The sequence below is a fragment of the Mesorhizobium sp. genome, assembly GCF_024509055.1.
In the GTDB taxonomy this organism is placed as follows: domain Bacteria; phylum Pseudomonadota; class Alphaproteobacteria; order Rhizobiales; family Rhizobiaceae; genus Mesorhizobium.
In genome coordinates this window covers 1-12,526 of the sequence record NZ_JANINM010000479.1, presented here as the reverse complement: position 1 = coordinate 12,526, position 12,526 = coordinate 1, and the positions used below count along the sequence as shown (strand labels likewise).

Here is a 12,526-nt window from a genome sequence, read left to right as displayed (position 1 = left end):
GAAACCGCGATGTCATCCTTGCGCTGTTTGCGACGGCGCTTGCCGTTTTGCGCCGTCGCGAAAGATGCTTTCAACTGGCCGACAGAGCCGCGTTCGGCAACACTCGCCGATCCAAGGATAGATTCGAGGATTCGGGGACGACGATGGGTAACGCCTGGTGGAATCTGACCTTACGCTTTCTGCTCGAGCTCGCGGCGCTGCTCGGTCTCGGTATGGCGGGCTGGAGCCTCTCGACCGGGTTCTGGCGCTGGATTCTCGCTGGCGCCTTGCCGCTGCTAGCGGCTGTAGTGTGGGGCACCTTCGCCGTGCCCAATGATCCGAGCCGATCAGGTCGGGCGCCGGTGCCGGTGCCGGGTGCCTTCAGGTTGCTACTGGAATTGATCGTCCTGTTTGGCGGGGCTGCCGGATACTATCTGGCCGGTCATGCGACAACGGGCACCGTCATAGCCCTGCTGATCACCGTCAGCTACGTCTTCTCACGGGATCGTCTGAGTTGGCTGTTGCGGCAGTAGGGCGAAAGCGGCCCGCGCGGGTTTTCGGCGCTCGGAGGCCTCGAGCTTCACCACCGGCACGGCGTTGTTCGCCGATGGCGGCGTGTCGATCAACCGGACGTGACCCTTTTGGCGGACGGCAACCACGCTCATCCGCTGAAATGACGATATGCGGCCTTGCATTCCGGTCCGATTTGACGATTTTGGTTTCCCGTCGAAACCGGATCGCAAAGATGCTGCTGATCAGAACCTACGTCGCCCAGAGCGCTATAGAGGGCGTCGGCGTTTTCGCCGCCGAGCCAATCCGCAGGGGCGCCTCGATCTGGCGGCTGGATCCGGATTTCGACCGGCTGATCCCGATGGAGAAATACGAGGCGGCGCCACCGCATCTGCGCGAGTTGCTCGACCGCTACGCCTATCCGAGCCCGGACAAGCCGGGCTTCATGGTCTATGAGGTCGACAATGGCCGCTTCATGAACCATGCCGAGCGGCCGAACACCGATTTCTCGCAATATGGCGGCGCCACAGCCGTTCGAGACATCGCGGCCGGCGAGGAAATCACCTGCGACTACGGTGAATTTTTCGAGGATTTCGCCCGCCTCCATCTGGCCACCGCCTAGCGCGGTCGGACATCACGGCGGCGCACTCCTTCTTTTGATCGTCGCTTGCTGCAATCAACGGTGGACAGGACGGCCTGATTCTGCTATCAGCCGCCACAATTCGCGGTGCAACCTGCCGCGGAGGCAAGGCGGCTATGGCCGTTTGCCTGTAGATTTCAAACCCGAAGACAGGATTGCACGTGCAGGTACTCGTCCGCGACAACAATGTTGATCAGGCGCTTCGCGCGCTGAAGAAAAAGATGCAGCGCGAAGGCATTTTCCGCGAAATGAAGATGCGCGGCCACTACGAGAAGCCGTCCGAGAAGCGTGCCCGTGAAAAGGCTGAAGCCGTGCGCCGCGCCCGCAAGCTGGCTCGCAAGCGTGCCCAGCGCGAAGGCCTGCTGCCGATGACCCCGCGCCCGGCTCCGGCTGGTGCTGCCGGCGCATCGCGCTCGCCGCGCTCATAACGCCTATTTTTCGTCCTTTTCGAAGGATACCGAAGGTGGCGCGATGCGGAATCGCCGCCACCTTTTTGTTTATGCATTCGAGCCGGTTCGGAGAGGGAACGGACTGACGGCGCTGCGGCAGTGAGGACAAAGATGAACGCAATTACCGTGGAGCGCAAAACCGCTTTTCGCGGCTTCGCCCTGACGGCGGCCCTGCTTTCGGGTCTGGCGCTTGCGGCGTGCCAGACGACCCCGACCGGCGAGTTCAACAACATCGACAAGGCGCAAGGGTCGAGCGAGAACATCTCCTCGCTCTCGGCTGTCATCCAGCGCAACCCGAAGGATCCCGAGGGTTACAACGTGCGCGGCTCGGCCTACGGGCGCGGCGGCCAGTACCAGGCGGCGCTGAAGGACTTCGACACCGCCATCCAGCTCAATCCGAACTTCTACCAGGCCTATTCGAACCGCGCCCTCATTCAGCGCTTCCTCGGCAACCAGGACGCCGCTTTGGCCGACTACAACCGTTCGATCCAGATCAACGCCAATTACGATGCCGCCTATATCGGTCGCGGCAACCTCTACCGCAAGGCAAACCGTGTCCAGGACGCCTTCAACGATTTCCAGAAGGCAATCCAGCTCGACACCACCGACGCCCGTGCCTACCACAATCGCGGCCTGATCTATCAGAGCCAGGGCCAGCACAAATTCGCCATCGAGGACTTCTCGACCGCCATCTCGTTGGCGCCGGACGCCGCGGAACCCTATAATGGCCGCGGCCTCTCCTATCTGGCGACGGGCGACGCGGACAACGCGTTCGCCGACTTCAACATGGCGATCAAGCTCGATCCGAAGAACGCCGAGGCCTGGGCCAACCAGGCGCTGATCTACGAAAAGCGCGGCGACAAGGCGAAGGCTTCCAAGGCCTATCGCGAAGCAGTCCGTCTCGACCCCACCTACCAGCCGGCCAAGGACGGCCTGTCGCGCGTCGGTGGCAGCGCCAGCTGATCGGAAGCTGACGACAGAGGGGGACCGAACGACGCCCGGTCGCCTCCGGCGACCCTTGGTGTTGCGCCGGAGAGACGCCGAATAGCGATCCGTTAACCGCCCCAGGCAATGCGTTAACCTTTGCCATGTTCGCGCCAAGTTTTCGGCGGAACGCTCCGCGCAGCTCGATCGTTGATCGAGGCCATTTTGCGAAAGGACCTTTCCAATGATCAAAGCACTTGTCTGCGCCGCCGCTCTCGCCACCACGGTCCTCGCCGCTCCCGTCAACGCCGGTACGCTTCGGCTTGGCACCCTCGATTGCACCATCGACGGTGGCATCGGCTATGTCATCACCTCGAACAAGGGCGTGGCCTGCACCTTCCGTCCCTACCATCACGGGCCGTCCGAGCAGTACACCGGCATGATCTCCAAGCTTGGGGTCGACATCGGGCAGACACATCAGGGCCAGCTCGTCTGGGCGGTGCTTGCCGGCACGCGCAGCCATGAGGCTGGCGATCTCGCCGGCAGCTATTATGGCGTCAATGCCGAGGCGAGCGTGATCACCGGCGGTGGCGCCAATGTCCTGGTCGGCGGCCTGAACGGCGCCTTCATGCTGGAGCCGCTCAGCGTCCAGGCGCAGACAGGCGTCAACCTGGCGGTCGCGGTGGCTTCGCTGGATCTCGTCCACTCCTACAAATAGAGCCTTTCGGCTTTTGCTCCACCAGCCGAAACGTCCGGCCCGGAAGATGTTCCGGGCCGACTTTTCTTTCGAGCGGATAGCACGGTCGTGCGAGTTGATCCCGTGCCGTGCTAAGGCACATCGATGAACGGTGTCGATCCAACAATGCTCCAAGCCTGGTTGACCGCGCGTTCCGTTGCGCGCGGGCTGCCTGCGCCGGTCCCGGATCACGGTGGCTTTCGCGTCGACACGAACTCCGAGGCCGAGGTCAAGCGGTGGGTTTTTCCGCGGGTGTCGGAGGGCCTCGCCGAGCTTGGCCGCACGATAGACGCGCCACGGCATCTGTTGAAGCTTTGCGGATCGGCGGACGAATTGATGGCCGCGCTGCCCGATGGATGGCAATTGCTTTCCCTGGCCTATGTCATGACCGCGACTCGAGGGTGGATCGGGCGGCCGCTACCGGCGGGCTACACCCTTGAGGTTAGCCGCAATGGTCCGGTCGTCGAGGCGCAAGTGATCTCCAGTGACGGCGTCCTGGCCGCGAAGGGATATGCGGCGGAAGGACGAGACGTCTTCATCTACGATCGGATCGCGACAGCGCCGGAGCACCGCCGCAAAGGCCTGGGCCATGCCGTGATGCATGCCCTGTCCCTCGCGCGACCGAGCTCGGACATACCTCAGTTCCTCGTCGCGACAGAGGAAGGCCGCGCGCTCTACACGACATTGGGATGGCGGGTGCTCTCGCCATATTGCACGGCGTCGATCGCGAGCCCTTGACGTAGGCCTAGACGTTACCACCGAACAGAGATTGGCCGCGCCACGTCCAACGAAATCGCGGCTCCGCCTGCGGTTTGAAAATCAGTGAAAAAGCCTCTTGAGCTCAACCGCGCTTGAGGTTCTACAAGCCCTGCCGAACTGGATCTGGCACCCTATTCGCAATGCGGATGAGGTAGCAAAAAAGCAGGAGACCGACGTGACGGCAACGGACAACAAGGTGGATTGGCGGGCGCTGTGGGCTAGTGGCGACCTCGCGCGCTTCTGTTTCGTCAGCCTTGGCATTCTGCTGCATGCCACCAACGAGACGATGATCGCGACGATCATGCCGGCCATGGTCGGCGATCTCGCCGGCGTGCAATTCGTCGGCTGGTCCCTGGCGGTCTACGAGCTTGGCGCCATCGTCGCCGGAGCGGCCGCCGGTCGAATGGTCAGCTTTGTGGCGCTGCGCACCAACATGATGGTGGCCGCACTGCTTTACGCCGCCGGCGCGCTGATATGCGCCGCGGCGCCGTCCATGGAGGTATTTCTTGCAGGCCGGCTGGTCGAGGGCCTGGGTGGCGGCGCTCTGGTTTCGCTGGCGTTCGTTTCAGTCGAACGCCTGTTCCCCCGCAACATCTGGCCGCAGCTTTTCGGCATCATGTCGGCGATCTGGGGCGTGGCCGCCTTCAGCGGCCCCATGCTCGGCGCGATCATGGTCGGCCTGTTGTCGTGGCGCTGGGCCTTCGGCATCTTCACGCTCGGCGGCGCTGTCATGGCGCTGGCCAGCTTTGCCGTGCTCAGCACGCCGCAGGCGACGCGACCGCAGGCGAGTACCGGCACGGCGCCCTCCTTCCCGTTCTTTGCGCTCGGCTGTCTTGCCGTCAGCATCGTGCTGATCGCCGCGGCGGGCGTCGACATCGCTCCGCTGCGCTCGTCCCTGCTGATCGTGCTTGGCCTCGCCGGTCTGGCGCTGTTCTTCCGTATCGATGCGCTGAAGCCGCGCTCACGTCTCTTCCCCTCGCGGCTGTTCTCCTGGCGCTCGCCGCTCGGCAGCGGCATGACGATGGTCGCCGCCTTCTCGATCGCGACCTGCACGTTCTCCATCTATGGACCGCTGCTCCTGACCACGCTGCACGGCATCCCGATCCTGACCACGGGCTACATCATCGCCGCCGAATCCATCGCCTGGTCGATCCTTTCGATCACCGTCGCCAACATGAGGCTGGAGCGTGACGGGCCGGTCATCGTCGTCGGCGCACTGATGATCGCCCTCGGTCTCGCCGGCTTCGCCTACACGATCCCCGCCGGATCGATCCCCCTGATCCTGCTGTGCGCCCTGCTACAAGGCGGCGGTTTCGGTGTTGCCTGGCCCTTCCTCACACGCGTCGTCGTCGCTTCCGCGCCGAAGGACGAGCAGACGATCGCGTCGGCCGCCGTGCCGACCATGCAGCGTATCGGCTATGCGGTGGGCGCGGCGCTGGCGGGCATCGTCGCCAATGTCAGTGGCTTCTCGGAAGGCTTGAACCGCGACGCGGCCGCAAGCGTCGCCGGCTGGTTGTTCCTCGCTTTCGTGCCGCTCGGTGTCATCGGATGTGTGGCCGCCCTGAGGCTATCTTCGATCACAAAGCGCCCTGCTCAGCGGCAGATTGACGGTTCCGACCTCGCTTTGGACCGACACGAAACGGAAAGCGCATGACGGCCGCGTGTGGTTGCCTATAGGGACGGAAGAACGCCTCGGATGTGATCCGCGAAAGCTTCGACCGCTGGCGATCGTTCGGAGTCGGCGAAGGCGATCAGGATGCCAAGGCGCGGCAGGCAAGGCAGCGGCGCGCCCAGGATATGGAGGTCGGACGGCACCGCGTCCTCGGTCATCACGCTGATCGCCAGGCCCGATCGCGCCACAGCGATCAATCCGGCAAGGCTGTTGCTTGCATAGGATATCTTGTAGCGCAGTCCGGCGCTGGCCATGGCCTCGCAGGCTGCCTTGTGGTCGACGGCGTTGGAAGCCGACAGAGCCAGCGGAACGGTGTCGCCGAAGTCGTAGAGGTCCAGGGCCGGCTTGCTGCCGACCCACACAAGCGGCTCGGTTCGCACGGCGCCCTGCGCATCGGTGGCATCGCGAGCGGAGACAAGCGCCAGGTCGATCTGATGCGTGTTGAGAAGTGTCCGCAACTCTACTGTCGGCGCCGAGACGACCTTGATTTCGACGTCCGGATACAAGGTCCCGAAGCCCTGCAGCAGCGCTGGAAAGAACGCGCTCAGATAGTCCTCGGGACTGCCGAAGATAATCGAACCGTGCAGGCCCTTGTCGGAAAGCGCCGAGATCGCCTCATCGTGGATCTTGAGGATGCGCTCGGCATAAGCCAGGAAGCGCTCGCCGCTTCCGGTCAGCCGCACCCCGCTACCGCTGCGGTGGAACAGGCTCTGGCCAATCGCTTCCTCGAGCCGCTGTATCTGCATGGTCACCGCCGACTGCGTGCGGCCCACCTGCACAGCCGTCGCGCTGAGGGTGCCCGAATGGGCGGCGCGCACGAATGTCGCCAGCAGCTTGAGATCGAGCGGAGCCTGCATATCAATTCTTCTGATACCGGAATCCGATTACTATCAATTTTACTGCATCTCGGCCAACCGATAATTGTCTCGTCGACGCCTGACGGAGTTCGCCGATGTCAAAGAACCTGGATCACGCATTTTGGGATGCCGCGCGGAAACATCTTATTCGCTATGGCGGCGCATTCGAACCGGCTATTATCGAGCGCGCCGCTGGGTCATTCGTCTATGATGCGGACGATAAGCCTATCCTGGACTTCACCTCCGGGCAGATGAGCGCGCTGCTCGGCCATGCTCATCCAAAAATCGTCGCGACGGTCAGCCGTCAGGTCGAGAAGGCCGCGCATCTGTTCAGCGGGATGCTCTCCCGCCCGGTGGTCGAGCTTGCCGAGCGCCTTGCGGCGCTGGCGCCGGGACTGGACAGGGTGCTCTTGCTTTCGACCGGCGCAGAATCGAACGAAGCGGCGATCCGCATGGCGAAGCTGGTGACCGGGAAGCACGAGATCGTCGCCTTCTCCAAGAGCTGGCACGGCATGACCGGGGTTGCGGCGTCGGCGACCTACAGCGCCGGGCGCAAGGGATATGGGCCGGCGGCAGTCGGGTCGTTCGCAATCCCTGCGCCCAACAGCTTCCGGCCACGCTTTAAGAATGCCGACGGTTCCCTGGATTGGCTAACGGAGCTCAACGATGCGTTCGATCTGGTGGACAGCCAGTCGACCGGAAACCTGGCCGCCTTCGTCGCCGAGCCGATCCTGTCGAGCGGCGGCATATTGGAGCTGCCTCTGGGCTATCTCGCCGCGCTGCAGCGGAAGTGTCGCGAGCGCGGCATGCTGCTGATCCTCGATGAGGCGCAGACCGGCATCGGGCGCACCGGAACGATGTTCGCCTTTCAACGGGACGGCATTACCCCCGACATTTTGACGCTGTCCAAGACCATCGGCGCTGGCCTCCCGCTTGCCGCCGTCATGACGACAGCCGAGATCGAGGAGACGGCGCATGAGAAGGGTTTCCTCTTCTACACCACGCATGTTTCCGACCCGCTGCCGGCGGCCGTCGGACTTACCGTGCTCGATGTGGTCGAGGAAGAAAAGCTCGTCGAGCGGGCCCGGCATCTGGGCGAGAAACTGTTCGACGGATTGTCGATGCTGAAGCAGCGGTATGAATGCGTCGGCGACGTGCGCGGCCGCGGTCTCCTGCTCGGGGTCGAGATCGTCAAGGACCGCAAGGACAGGGTTCCCGACCATCAACTCGGCGCCAGGATCGCGGCGGAAGCGTTCCAGCGTGGCCTGAGCATGAACATCGTCAAGCTTCCCGGCATGGGCGGCGTGTTTCGCATCGCGCCGCCGCTGACCATTTCCGAGGAGGAACTGGAACTCGGCTTACGGATCATTGGCGAGTCAATCGAAGCGGGGCTTGCCACCGATAAAGGCAATGTCGATATCGCGGCGGAGTGAGGGCCGACGAGCGTTTAGACCACGACTGTCTGGAGCCGGTCGGCAATAAGCGCCGCAAGCCGCGCCGCCACTTCGTCCTTGCCCATTTCCGGCCATTCCTCGACGCCGGTCCTGGAGACGATGCGCACCTTGTTGCGATCGCCGCCCATGACGCCCGAAGGGCCGATGCCGCTTTGCTGGGAGACGTCATTGGCGACGATGAAGTCGGCGCCCTTCTTCTTCAGCTTGGCCTCAGCATTGCGGATGAGATCCTGGGTCTCGGCGGCGAAGCCGATCACCAGGCCGGGCCGTTGAGGATGATGGCCGATGCCGGCCAGGATATCAGGGTTCTCGACCATCTGCAGCGAAGGCGGCCCCTCGCCGGCCACCTTCTTGATCTTCTCGCCGGCAGCGTTCGCCGTGCGCCAGTCGGCGACAGCCGCGACGAATATGGCTGCATCGGCCGGCAGCAGGCTTTCGACCGCTTCCTTCATTTGCGCGGCGGTCTCGACATGGGTGGTCGCGACGCCCGCCGGATCGGCGACGGTGACCGGACCGGAGACTAGCCGGACATCGGCGCCGAGCTTCGCCAGGGCAGCCGCGAGGGCATGTCCCTGCTTGCCGGACGAACGGTTGGCGATATAGCGCACCGGGTCGATCGGCTCATGCGTCGGCCCCGAGGTGACGATGATCCTGCGGCCCGCAAGCGGCTTCGGCCTCTCGTCGAGCATCGCTTCGATCGCCGCGACGATCTCGAGCGGCTCGGCCATTCGGCCCTCGCCTGCCTCGTTGCTTTCAGCCATCTCGCCCCTGGCAGGGCCGACAAAGCCGACGCCGTCCTTCTGCAAGGTCGCGCGGTTGCGGCGCGTCGCGGGGTGCGACCACATTTTCGGGTTCATCGCCGGCGCCATCAGCACCTTCTTGTCCGTGGCGAGAAGCACTGTCGAAGCCAGATCGTTCGCATGCCCGTTGGCAAGCTTCGCCATCAGATCGGCGGTCGCCGGTGCCACGACTAGGAGGTCTGCTTCCCGTGACAGCCTTATGTGGCCGACATCATGCTCGTCATTGCGATCGAACAATTCGGTGAAGACATGGTCGGCCGAAAGCGCCCCGACCGAAAGCGTGGTGATGAACTCCTGCGCCGCGGTTGTCATCACCACCCGGACCGAAGCGCCGCGCTCGCGCAGGCGCCGGATCAGATCGAGCGATTTATAGGCGGCGATACCGCCGCCGATGATAAGCAGGATACGCTTGCCGGAAAGAGAGCCTCGTGCCGGCGTTCTGCCCGCGCTCGGGGCGACCGGGATCGCCTGCTGGCTGGAACCGGTCAGCGCGCGCAGCGTCTTCTCGATCTCGCCGATGCGGTCGGCCTGCCCTGCGCGGCCTTCGACCGCCGTCCGGATCATCGCCCGCGCCTGCTCCTCCATCGAGCAACCATTCTCGGCCGCCAATTGCCGAAGCAGGTCCTTGACCTCATCGTCAAGGTTGCGGATCGTGATGCTGGCCATCTGATTGCACCCAAACTCAATGCCATGTCATCAATGATAGCAATGCCATCAAACGCGAGCAAGATCAGGTGAAGCGTCAGAAAATCCGCCACGCAATGTAAAGCAATGTCAGCGCGATCACCCATAGCGCCACGCGGCCCGAGCGCGTGTGGCGCGCTTCGGCCTTGCCGATGGCGCGCGCGGATGCCTCGTCGAAGCGCAGGCCATGCTCGGCCATCAGGTCGATCTCACGCGACAGCCGCTCGGTGCGGGCGACAAAGTCGGGGGCCTGCCTTACCAACGAGACCAGCGCCTTCGTGCCGTCTCGCGCGTCTGTCAAAAGAGCGCGCGGCCCGAGATTGGCGGCGATCCATTCACCCACGACAGGTTCTGAAGTCTTCCACATGTTGAAGGCCGGATCGAGCGTGCGGGCGACGCCTTCGACGACCACCATGGTCTTTTGCAGCAGGATCAGTTCCGGCCGCGTCGCCATGTCGAAAAGCTCGGTGACCTCGAACAGCAAAGTCAGGAGCTTGGCCATCGAAATGGTGTCGGCCGACTGGCCGTGGATTGGCTCGCCGATGGCGCGGATCGCCTGCGCGAAGGCCGAGACATTGTGCTGGCGCGGCACATAACCGGCTTCGAAATGCACTTCGGCGACGCGCTGGTAATCGCGCACGATGAAGCCGTAGAGGATTTCGGCGAGGAAACGCCGCTCCTTCTTGCCGAGACGGCCGGCAATGCCGAGATCGACGGCGACGATGGTGCCATTCGCCTCGACGAACAGGTTGCCAGGATGCATGTCGGCATGGAAGAAGCCATCGCGCAGCGTGTGCCGCAGGAACGACTGGATGAGGTTTGCGGCGATAGCCTTGAGATCGTGACCGGCGGTGGCGAGGCCGGCAAGGTCGTTCATCTTGACGCCGTCGATCCACTCCATGGTGAGCACGTCGCGGCCGGTTCGCTCCCAATCGACCGCGGGAACGCGGAAGCCGGGATCGTCCTTCGTATTTTCGCCAAGCTCGGAAAGAGCCGCGGCCTCGAGCCGAAGGTCCATTTCGACCTTGGTGGTCTGCGCCAGCGTCTGGGTGACCTCCACCGGGCGCAGGCGGCGTGACGAGGGAATGTATTTCTCCTGCAAATGGGCAGCGAGGAAATAGCTCTCCAGGTCCTGGAAGAAGCGATGGCGCACACCCGGCCGGATGACCTTTACCGCCACGCGCGAGACTGGTCCCTCGCGAACGATCTCGGCGCTGTGCACCTGCGCGATGGAGGCGGCCGCGACGGGTTCGCCGAAACTCGAATAGAGATCTTCGATCTTTCGCCCGAGCGAAGCTTCGATCGCGTGCACCGCCTCCGCCTTCGGGAAGGTGTGCATCTTGTCCTGCAGCAAGGCAAGGTCGAGCGCCATGTCGTTGCCGACGACATCGGGTCGCGTCGCCAGGAACTGGCCGAGCTTGACATAGGAGGGTCCGAGCCGCACCACCGCTCGCGCCAGCCGGTCGCCACGCTGATAGCTCCTCGCCCGACGGCGGGTGAGCAGCCGCGCCATGCGCCAGCCGAATTTCGGCATTCCCGAAAGCTCTTCGCCGGGCAGCGCCGCGACGACGCCCTCGCGGACCAGCACCCAGCCGGCCCTGGCGAGCCGGAAGGCGGCGCCAACGCTGCTCATCGCCCAGTCTTCCCCAGGGATCCCTGCCGCAAGGTTTCCTGCCTCAAAGCTTCCAGCCCGAATGAAGTGCCGCGATGCCGCCGGAATAGTTGCGGAACGTCACGCGGTCGAAGCCCGCGCGGGTGATCATGGAAGCGAAATTCTGCTGGTTGGGGAATTTGCGGATCGATTCGACCAGATAGGAATAGGGCTCGCCGTCGCCGGTCACCGCCTTGCCGATCTTCGGGATCGCGTTGAACGACCAGGCCTCGTAGACCTTGTCGAGCACCGGCATCTCCACCTCGGAGAATTCGAGGCAGAGGAAGCGGCCGCCTCGCTTCAGCACGCGAAAGGCCTCGCTCAGCGCCACGTCGATGCGCGGCACGTTACGGATGCCGAACGCGATGGTGTAGGCATCGAACGTGTTGTCCTCGAATGGCAGCGTCTCGGCATTTGCCTCGACGAAATCGGTGTTTTCGGACAGCCCCTTCTTCTCGGCGCGATCGCGGCCCACGGCAAGCATGGAGCCGTTGATGTCGAGCACCGTGGCATGGGCGTGGCGCTGGCTGGCCTCGATGATGCGGAATGCGATATCGCCGGTGCCGCCGGCAACATCGAGCACCTTCCAGCCCGGCCGCTTCGGCGGATTGAGCCACGCGACCATCGCGTCCTTCCACAACCGATGCAACCCGCCCGACATCAGATCGTTCATGAGGTCGTAGCGATTGGCCACTTTATGGAAGACGTCGTTGACGAGCGACTGCTTGTCGCCTGCGCCCACATTCCTGAAACCATAGGAGGTTTCCATGCCGCCTGCGGCAGTGGTTCTCTCAACTGACATTTTTTCGATCCGTCATAAAACCGGCGGGACCATAGCCGATCGATTGTGCGGGCGCTATTGTCCAAGGCGCGGTTTTCGGCCGCGCTTTCAAGACGGGTTCGGGAAGAGTCTCGCACGATTTTCCGGCCAGAATCTGTGCGAATAGAACATACCCGACAGGATGACCGCATGATTTTGAAAGCCGAACTGCACTGCCACATCGAAGGGGCGGCGGCGCCCGAGCTCGTCGTCGGCCAGGCCCGCAAATATGGCAAGGACCCCTCGCCCTACATCAGGGACGGCTCTTTCGTCTGGCACGATTTCACCTCCTTTCTCGCCGCTTACGACTTCGCTTCAGACCTGTTCCGCACCGAGGAGGACTACGCGCGGCTCGCCGATCACTATCTGACCAGCCTCGCCCGCGACGGCGCCATCTATTCCGAGGTCTTCACCTCGCCGGACCACGCCAGGAAGGCCGGCCTGTCGCCCAAGGCCTACACGGATGCGCTCGGCGAAGGCATGGCCCGCGCCAAGGCCAAGACCGGCATCGAGGGGCGTATGATCGTCACCGGTGTGCGCCATGTCGGCGTCGAGGCGATCGAGCAGGCGGCGCGCTTCGCGGCCCGCTGC

At 63.7% G+C, this 12,526-nt stretch carries 12 protein-coding genes and 2 pseudogenes; 10 read left to right on the top strand and 4 right to left on the bottom strand.

Annotated elements, in window-relative coordinates; genetic code table 11:
- From Q0L57_RS27835 to Q0L57_RS27800, 8 genes and pseudogenes are all read left to right on the top strand, one after another.
- A partial coding sequence (locus Q0L57_RS27835; protein WP_296746286.1) for a YrdB family protein occupies window positions 1–512 on the top strand: 512 nt, incomplete at its 5' end.
- Between the two features lie 4 nt (window positions 513–516).
- Window positions 517–615 (top strand): annotated as a pseudogene (locus Q0L57_RS27830) (short-chain dehydrogenase); the annotation flags it as partial.
- Between the two features lie 109 nt (window positions 616–724).
- Window positions 725–1,111, top strand: a complete 387-nt coding sequence (locus Q0L57_RS27825; protein WP_296746285.1) for an SET domain-containing protein-lysine N-methyltransferase — start codon at window positions 725–727, stop codon at window positions 1,109–1,111.
- A 179-nt stretch (window positions 1,112–1,290) separates the two neighbouring features.
- Window positions 1,291–1,557 (top strand): 30S ribosomal protein S21, encoded by a 267-nt coding sequence (rpsU, locus tag Q0L57_RS27820; protein WP_027165252.1) that lies wholly within the window; start codon window positions 1,291–1,293, stop codon window positions 1,555–1,557.
- Window positions 1,558–1,689: 132 nt separating this feature from the next.
- Window positions 1,690–2,541, top strand: a complete 852-nt coding sequence (locus Q0L57_RS27815; protein WP_296746284.1) for a tetratricopeptide repeat protein — start codon at window positions 1,690–1,692, stop codon at window positions 2,539–2,541.
- Window positions 2,542–2,746: 205 nt separating this feature from the next.
- Window positions 2,747–3,220, top strand: a complete 474-nt coding sequence (locus tag Q0L57_RS27810) for a DUF992 domain-containing protein (protein ID WP_296746283.1) — start codon at window positions 2,747–2,749, stop codon at window positions 3,218–3,220.
- Between the two features lie 144 nt (window positions 3,221–3,364).
- On the top strand, window positions 3,365–3,976 hold the full coding sequence (locus Q0L57_RS27805) for a GNAT family N-acetyltransferase (RefSeq protein WP_296746282.1): 612 nt from the start codon (window positions 3,365–3,367) through the stop codon (window positions 3,974–3,976).
- A 196-nt stretch (window positions 3,977–4,172) separates the two neighbouring features.
- Complete coding sequence (locus Q0L57_RS27800) at window positions 4,173–5,651, top strand: MFS transporter (RefSeq protein ID WP_296746281.1); 1,479 nt, start codon at window positions 4,173–4,175, stop codon at window positions 5,649–5,651.
- A 17-nt stretch (window positions 5,652–5,668) separates the two neighbouring features.
- On the opposite strand, the gene Q0L57_RS27795 is transcribed toward Q0L57_RS27800, so the two are convergent.
- On the bottom strand, window positions 5,669–6,526 hold the full coding sequence (locus Q0L57_RS27795) for a LysR family transcriptional regulator (RefSeq protein ID WP_296746280.1): 858 nt from the start codon (window positions 6,524–6,526) through the stop codon (window positions 5,669–5,671).
- 95 nt (window positions 6,527–6,621) lie between these two features.
- Between Q0L57_RS27795 and Q0L57_RS27790 the strand changes: the two genes are divergently transcribed.
- A complete protein-coding gene (locus Q0L57_RS27790) occupies window positions 6,622–7,959 on the top strand; it encodes an aspartate aminotransferase family protein (protein WP_296746279.1) in 1,338 nt (445 codons plus the stop codon).
- A gap of 14 nt (window positions 7,960–7,973) precedes the next feature.
- On the opposite strand, the gene coaBC is transcribed toward Q0L57_RS27790, so the two are convergent.
- The 3 genes from coaBC to ubiE all read right to left on the bottom strand — a co-directional run bounded on the left by coaBC (window position 7,974) and on the right by ubiE (window position 11,917).
- Window positions 7,974–9,446 carry a bifunctional phosphopantothenoylcysteine decarboxylase/phosphopantothenate--cysteine ligase CoaBC gene (gene coaBC, locus Q0L57_RS27785; protein WP_296746278.1) on the bottom strand — a complete coding sequence of 491 codons (1,473 nt, stop codon included), beginning with the start codon at window positions 9,444–9,446 and terminating at the stop codon, window positions 7,974–7,976.
- A gap of 76 nt (window positions 9,447–9,522) precedes the next feature.
- Window positions 9,523–11,097 carry a 2-polyprenylphenol 6-hydroxylase gene (ubiB, locus tag Q0L57_RS27780; RefSeq protein ID WP_296746277.1) on the bottom strand — a complete coding sequence of 525 codons (1,575 nt, stop codon included), beginning with the start codon at window positions 11,095–11,097 and terminating at the stop codon, window positions 9,523–9,525.
- A 43-nt stretch (window positions 11,098–11,140) separates the two neighbouring features.
- Window positions 11,141–11,917, bottom strand: a complete 777-nt coding sequence (gene ubiE / locus Q0L57_RS27775) for a bifunctional demethylmenaquinone methyltransferase/2-methoxy-6-polyprenyl-1,4-benzoquinol methylase UbiE (protein ID WP_296746276.1) — start codon at window positions 11,915–11,917, stop codon at window positions 11,141–11,143.
- Between the two features lie 168 nt (window positions 11,918–12,085).
- Here ubiE and Q0L57_RS27770 point away from each other — a divergent pair.
- Window positions 12,086–12,526 (top strand): annotated as a pseudogene (locus Q0L57_RS27770) (adenosine deaminase); the annotation flags it as partial.

Excerpts from the sequence above, each read along its gene's own strand:
- Q0L57_RS27825 (WP_296746285.1), top strand. The coding sequence starts at position 725 with ATGCTGCTGATCAGAACCTACGTCGCCCAGAGCGCTATAGAGGGCGTC.
- Q0L57_RS27815 (WP_296746284.1), top strand. The coding sequence starts at position 1,690 with ATGAACGCAATTACCGTGGAGCGCAAAACCGCTTTTCGCGGCTTCGCC.
- Q0L57_RS27810 (WP_296746283.1), top strand. The coding sequence starts at position 2,747 with ATGATCAAAGCACTTGTCTGCGCCGCCGCTCTCGCCACCACGGTCCTC.
- Q0L57_RS27805 (WP_296746282.1), top strand. The coding sequence starts at position 3,365 with ATGCTCCAAGCCTGGTTGACCGCGCGTTCCGTTGCGCGCGGGCTGCCT.
- Q0L57_RS27795 (WP_296746280.1), bottom strand. The coding sequence starts at position 6,526 with ATGCAGGCTCCGCTCGATCTCAAGCTGCTGGCGACATTCGTGCGCGCC.
- Q0L57_RS27790 (WP_296746279.1), top strand. The coding sequence starts at position 6,622 with ATGTCAAAGAACCTGGATCACGCATTTTGGGATGCCGCGCGGAAACAT.
- coaBC (WP_296746278.1), bottom strand. The coding sequence starts at position 9,446 with ATGGCCAGCATCACGATCCGCAACCTTGACGATGAGGTCAAGGACCTG.
- ubiB (WP_296746277.1), bottom strand. The coding sequence starts at position 11,097 with ATGAGCAGCGTTGGCGCCGCCTTCCGGCTCGCCAGGGCCGGCTGGGTG.
- ubiE (WP_296746276.1), bottom strand. The coding sequence starts at position 11,917 with ATGTCAGTTGAGAGAACCACTGCCGCAGGCGGCATGGAAACCTCCTAT.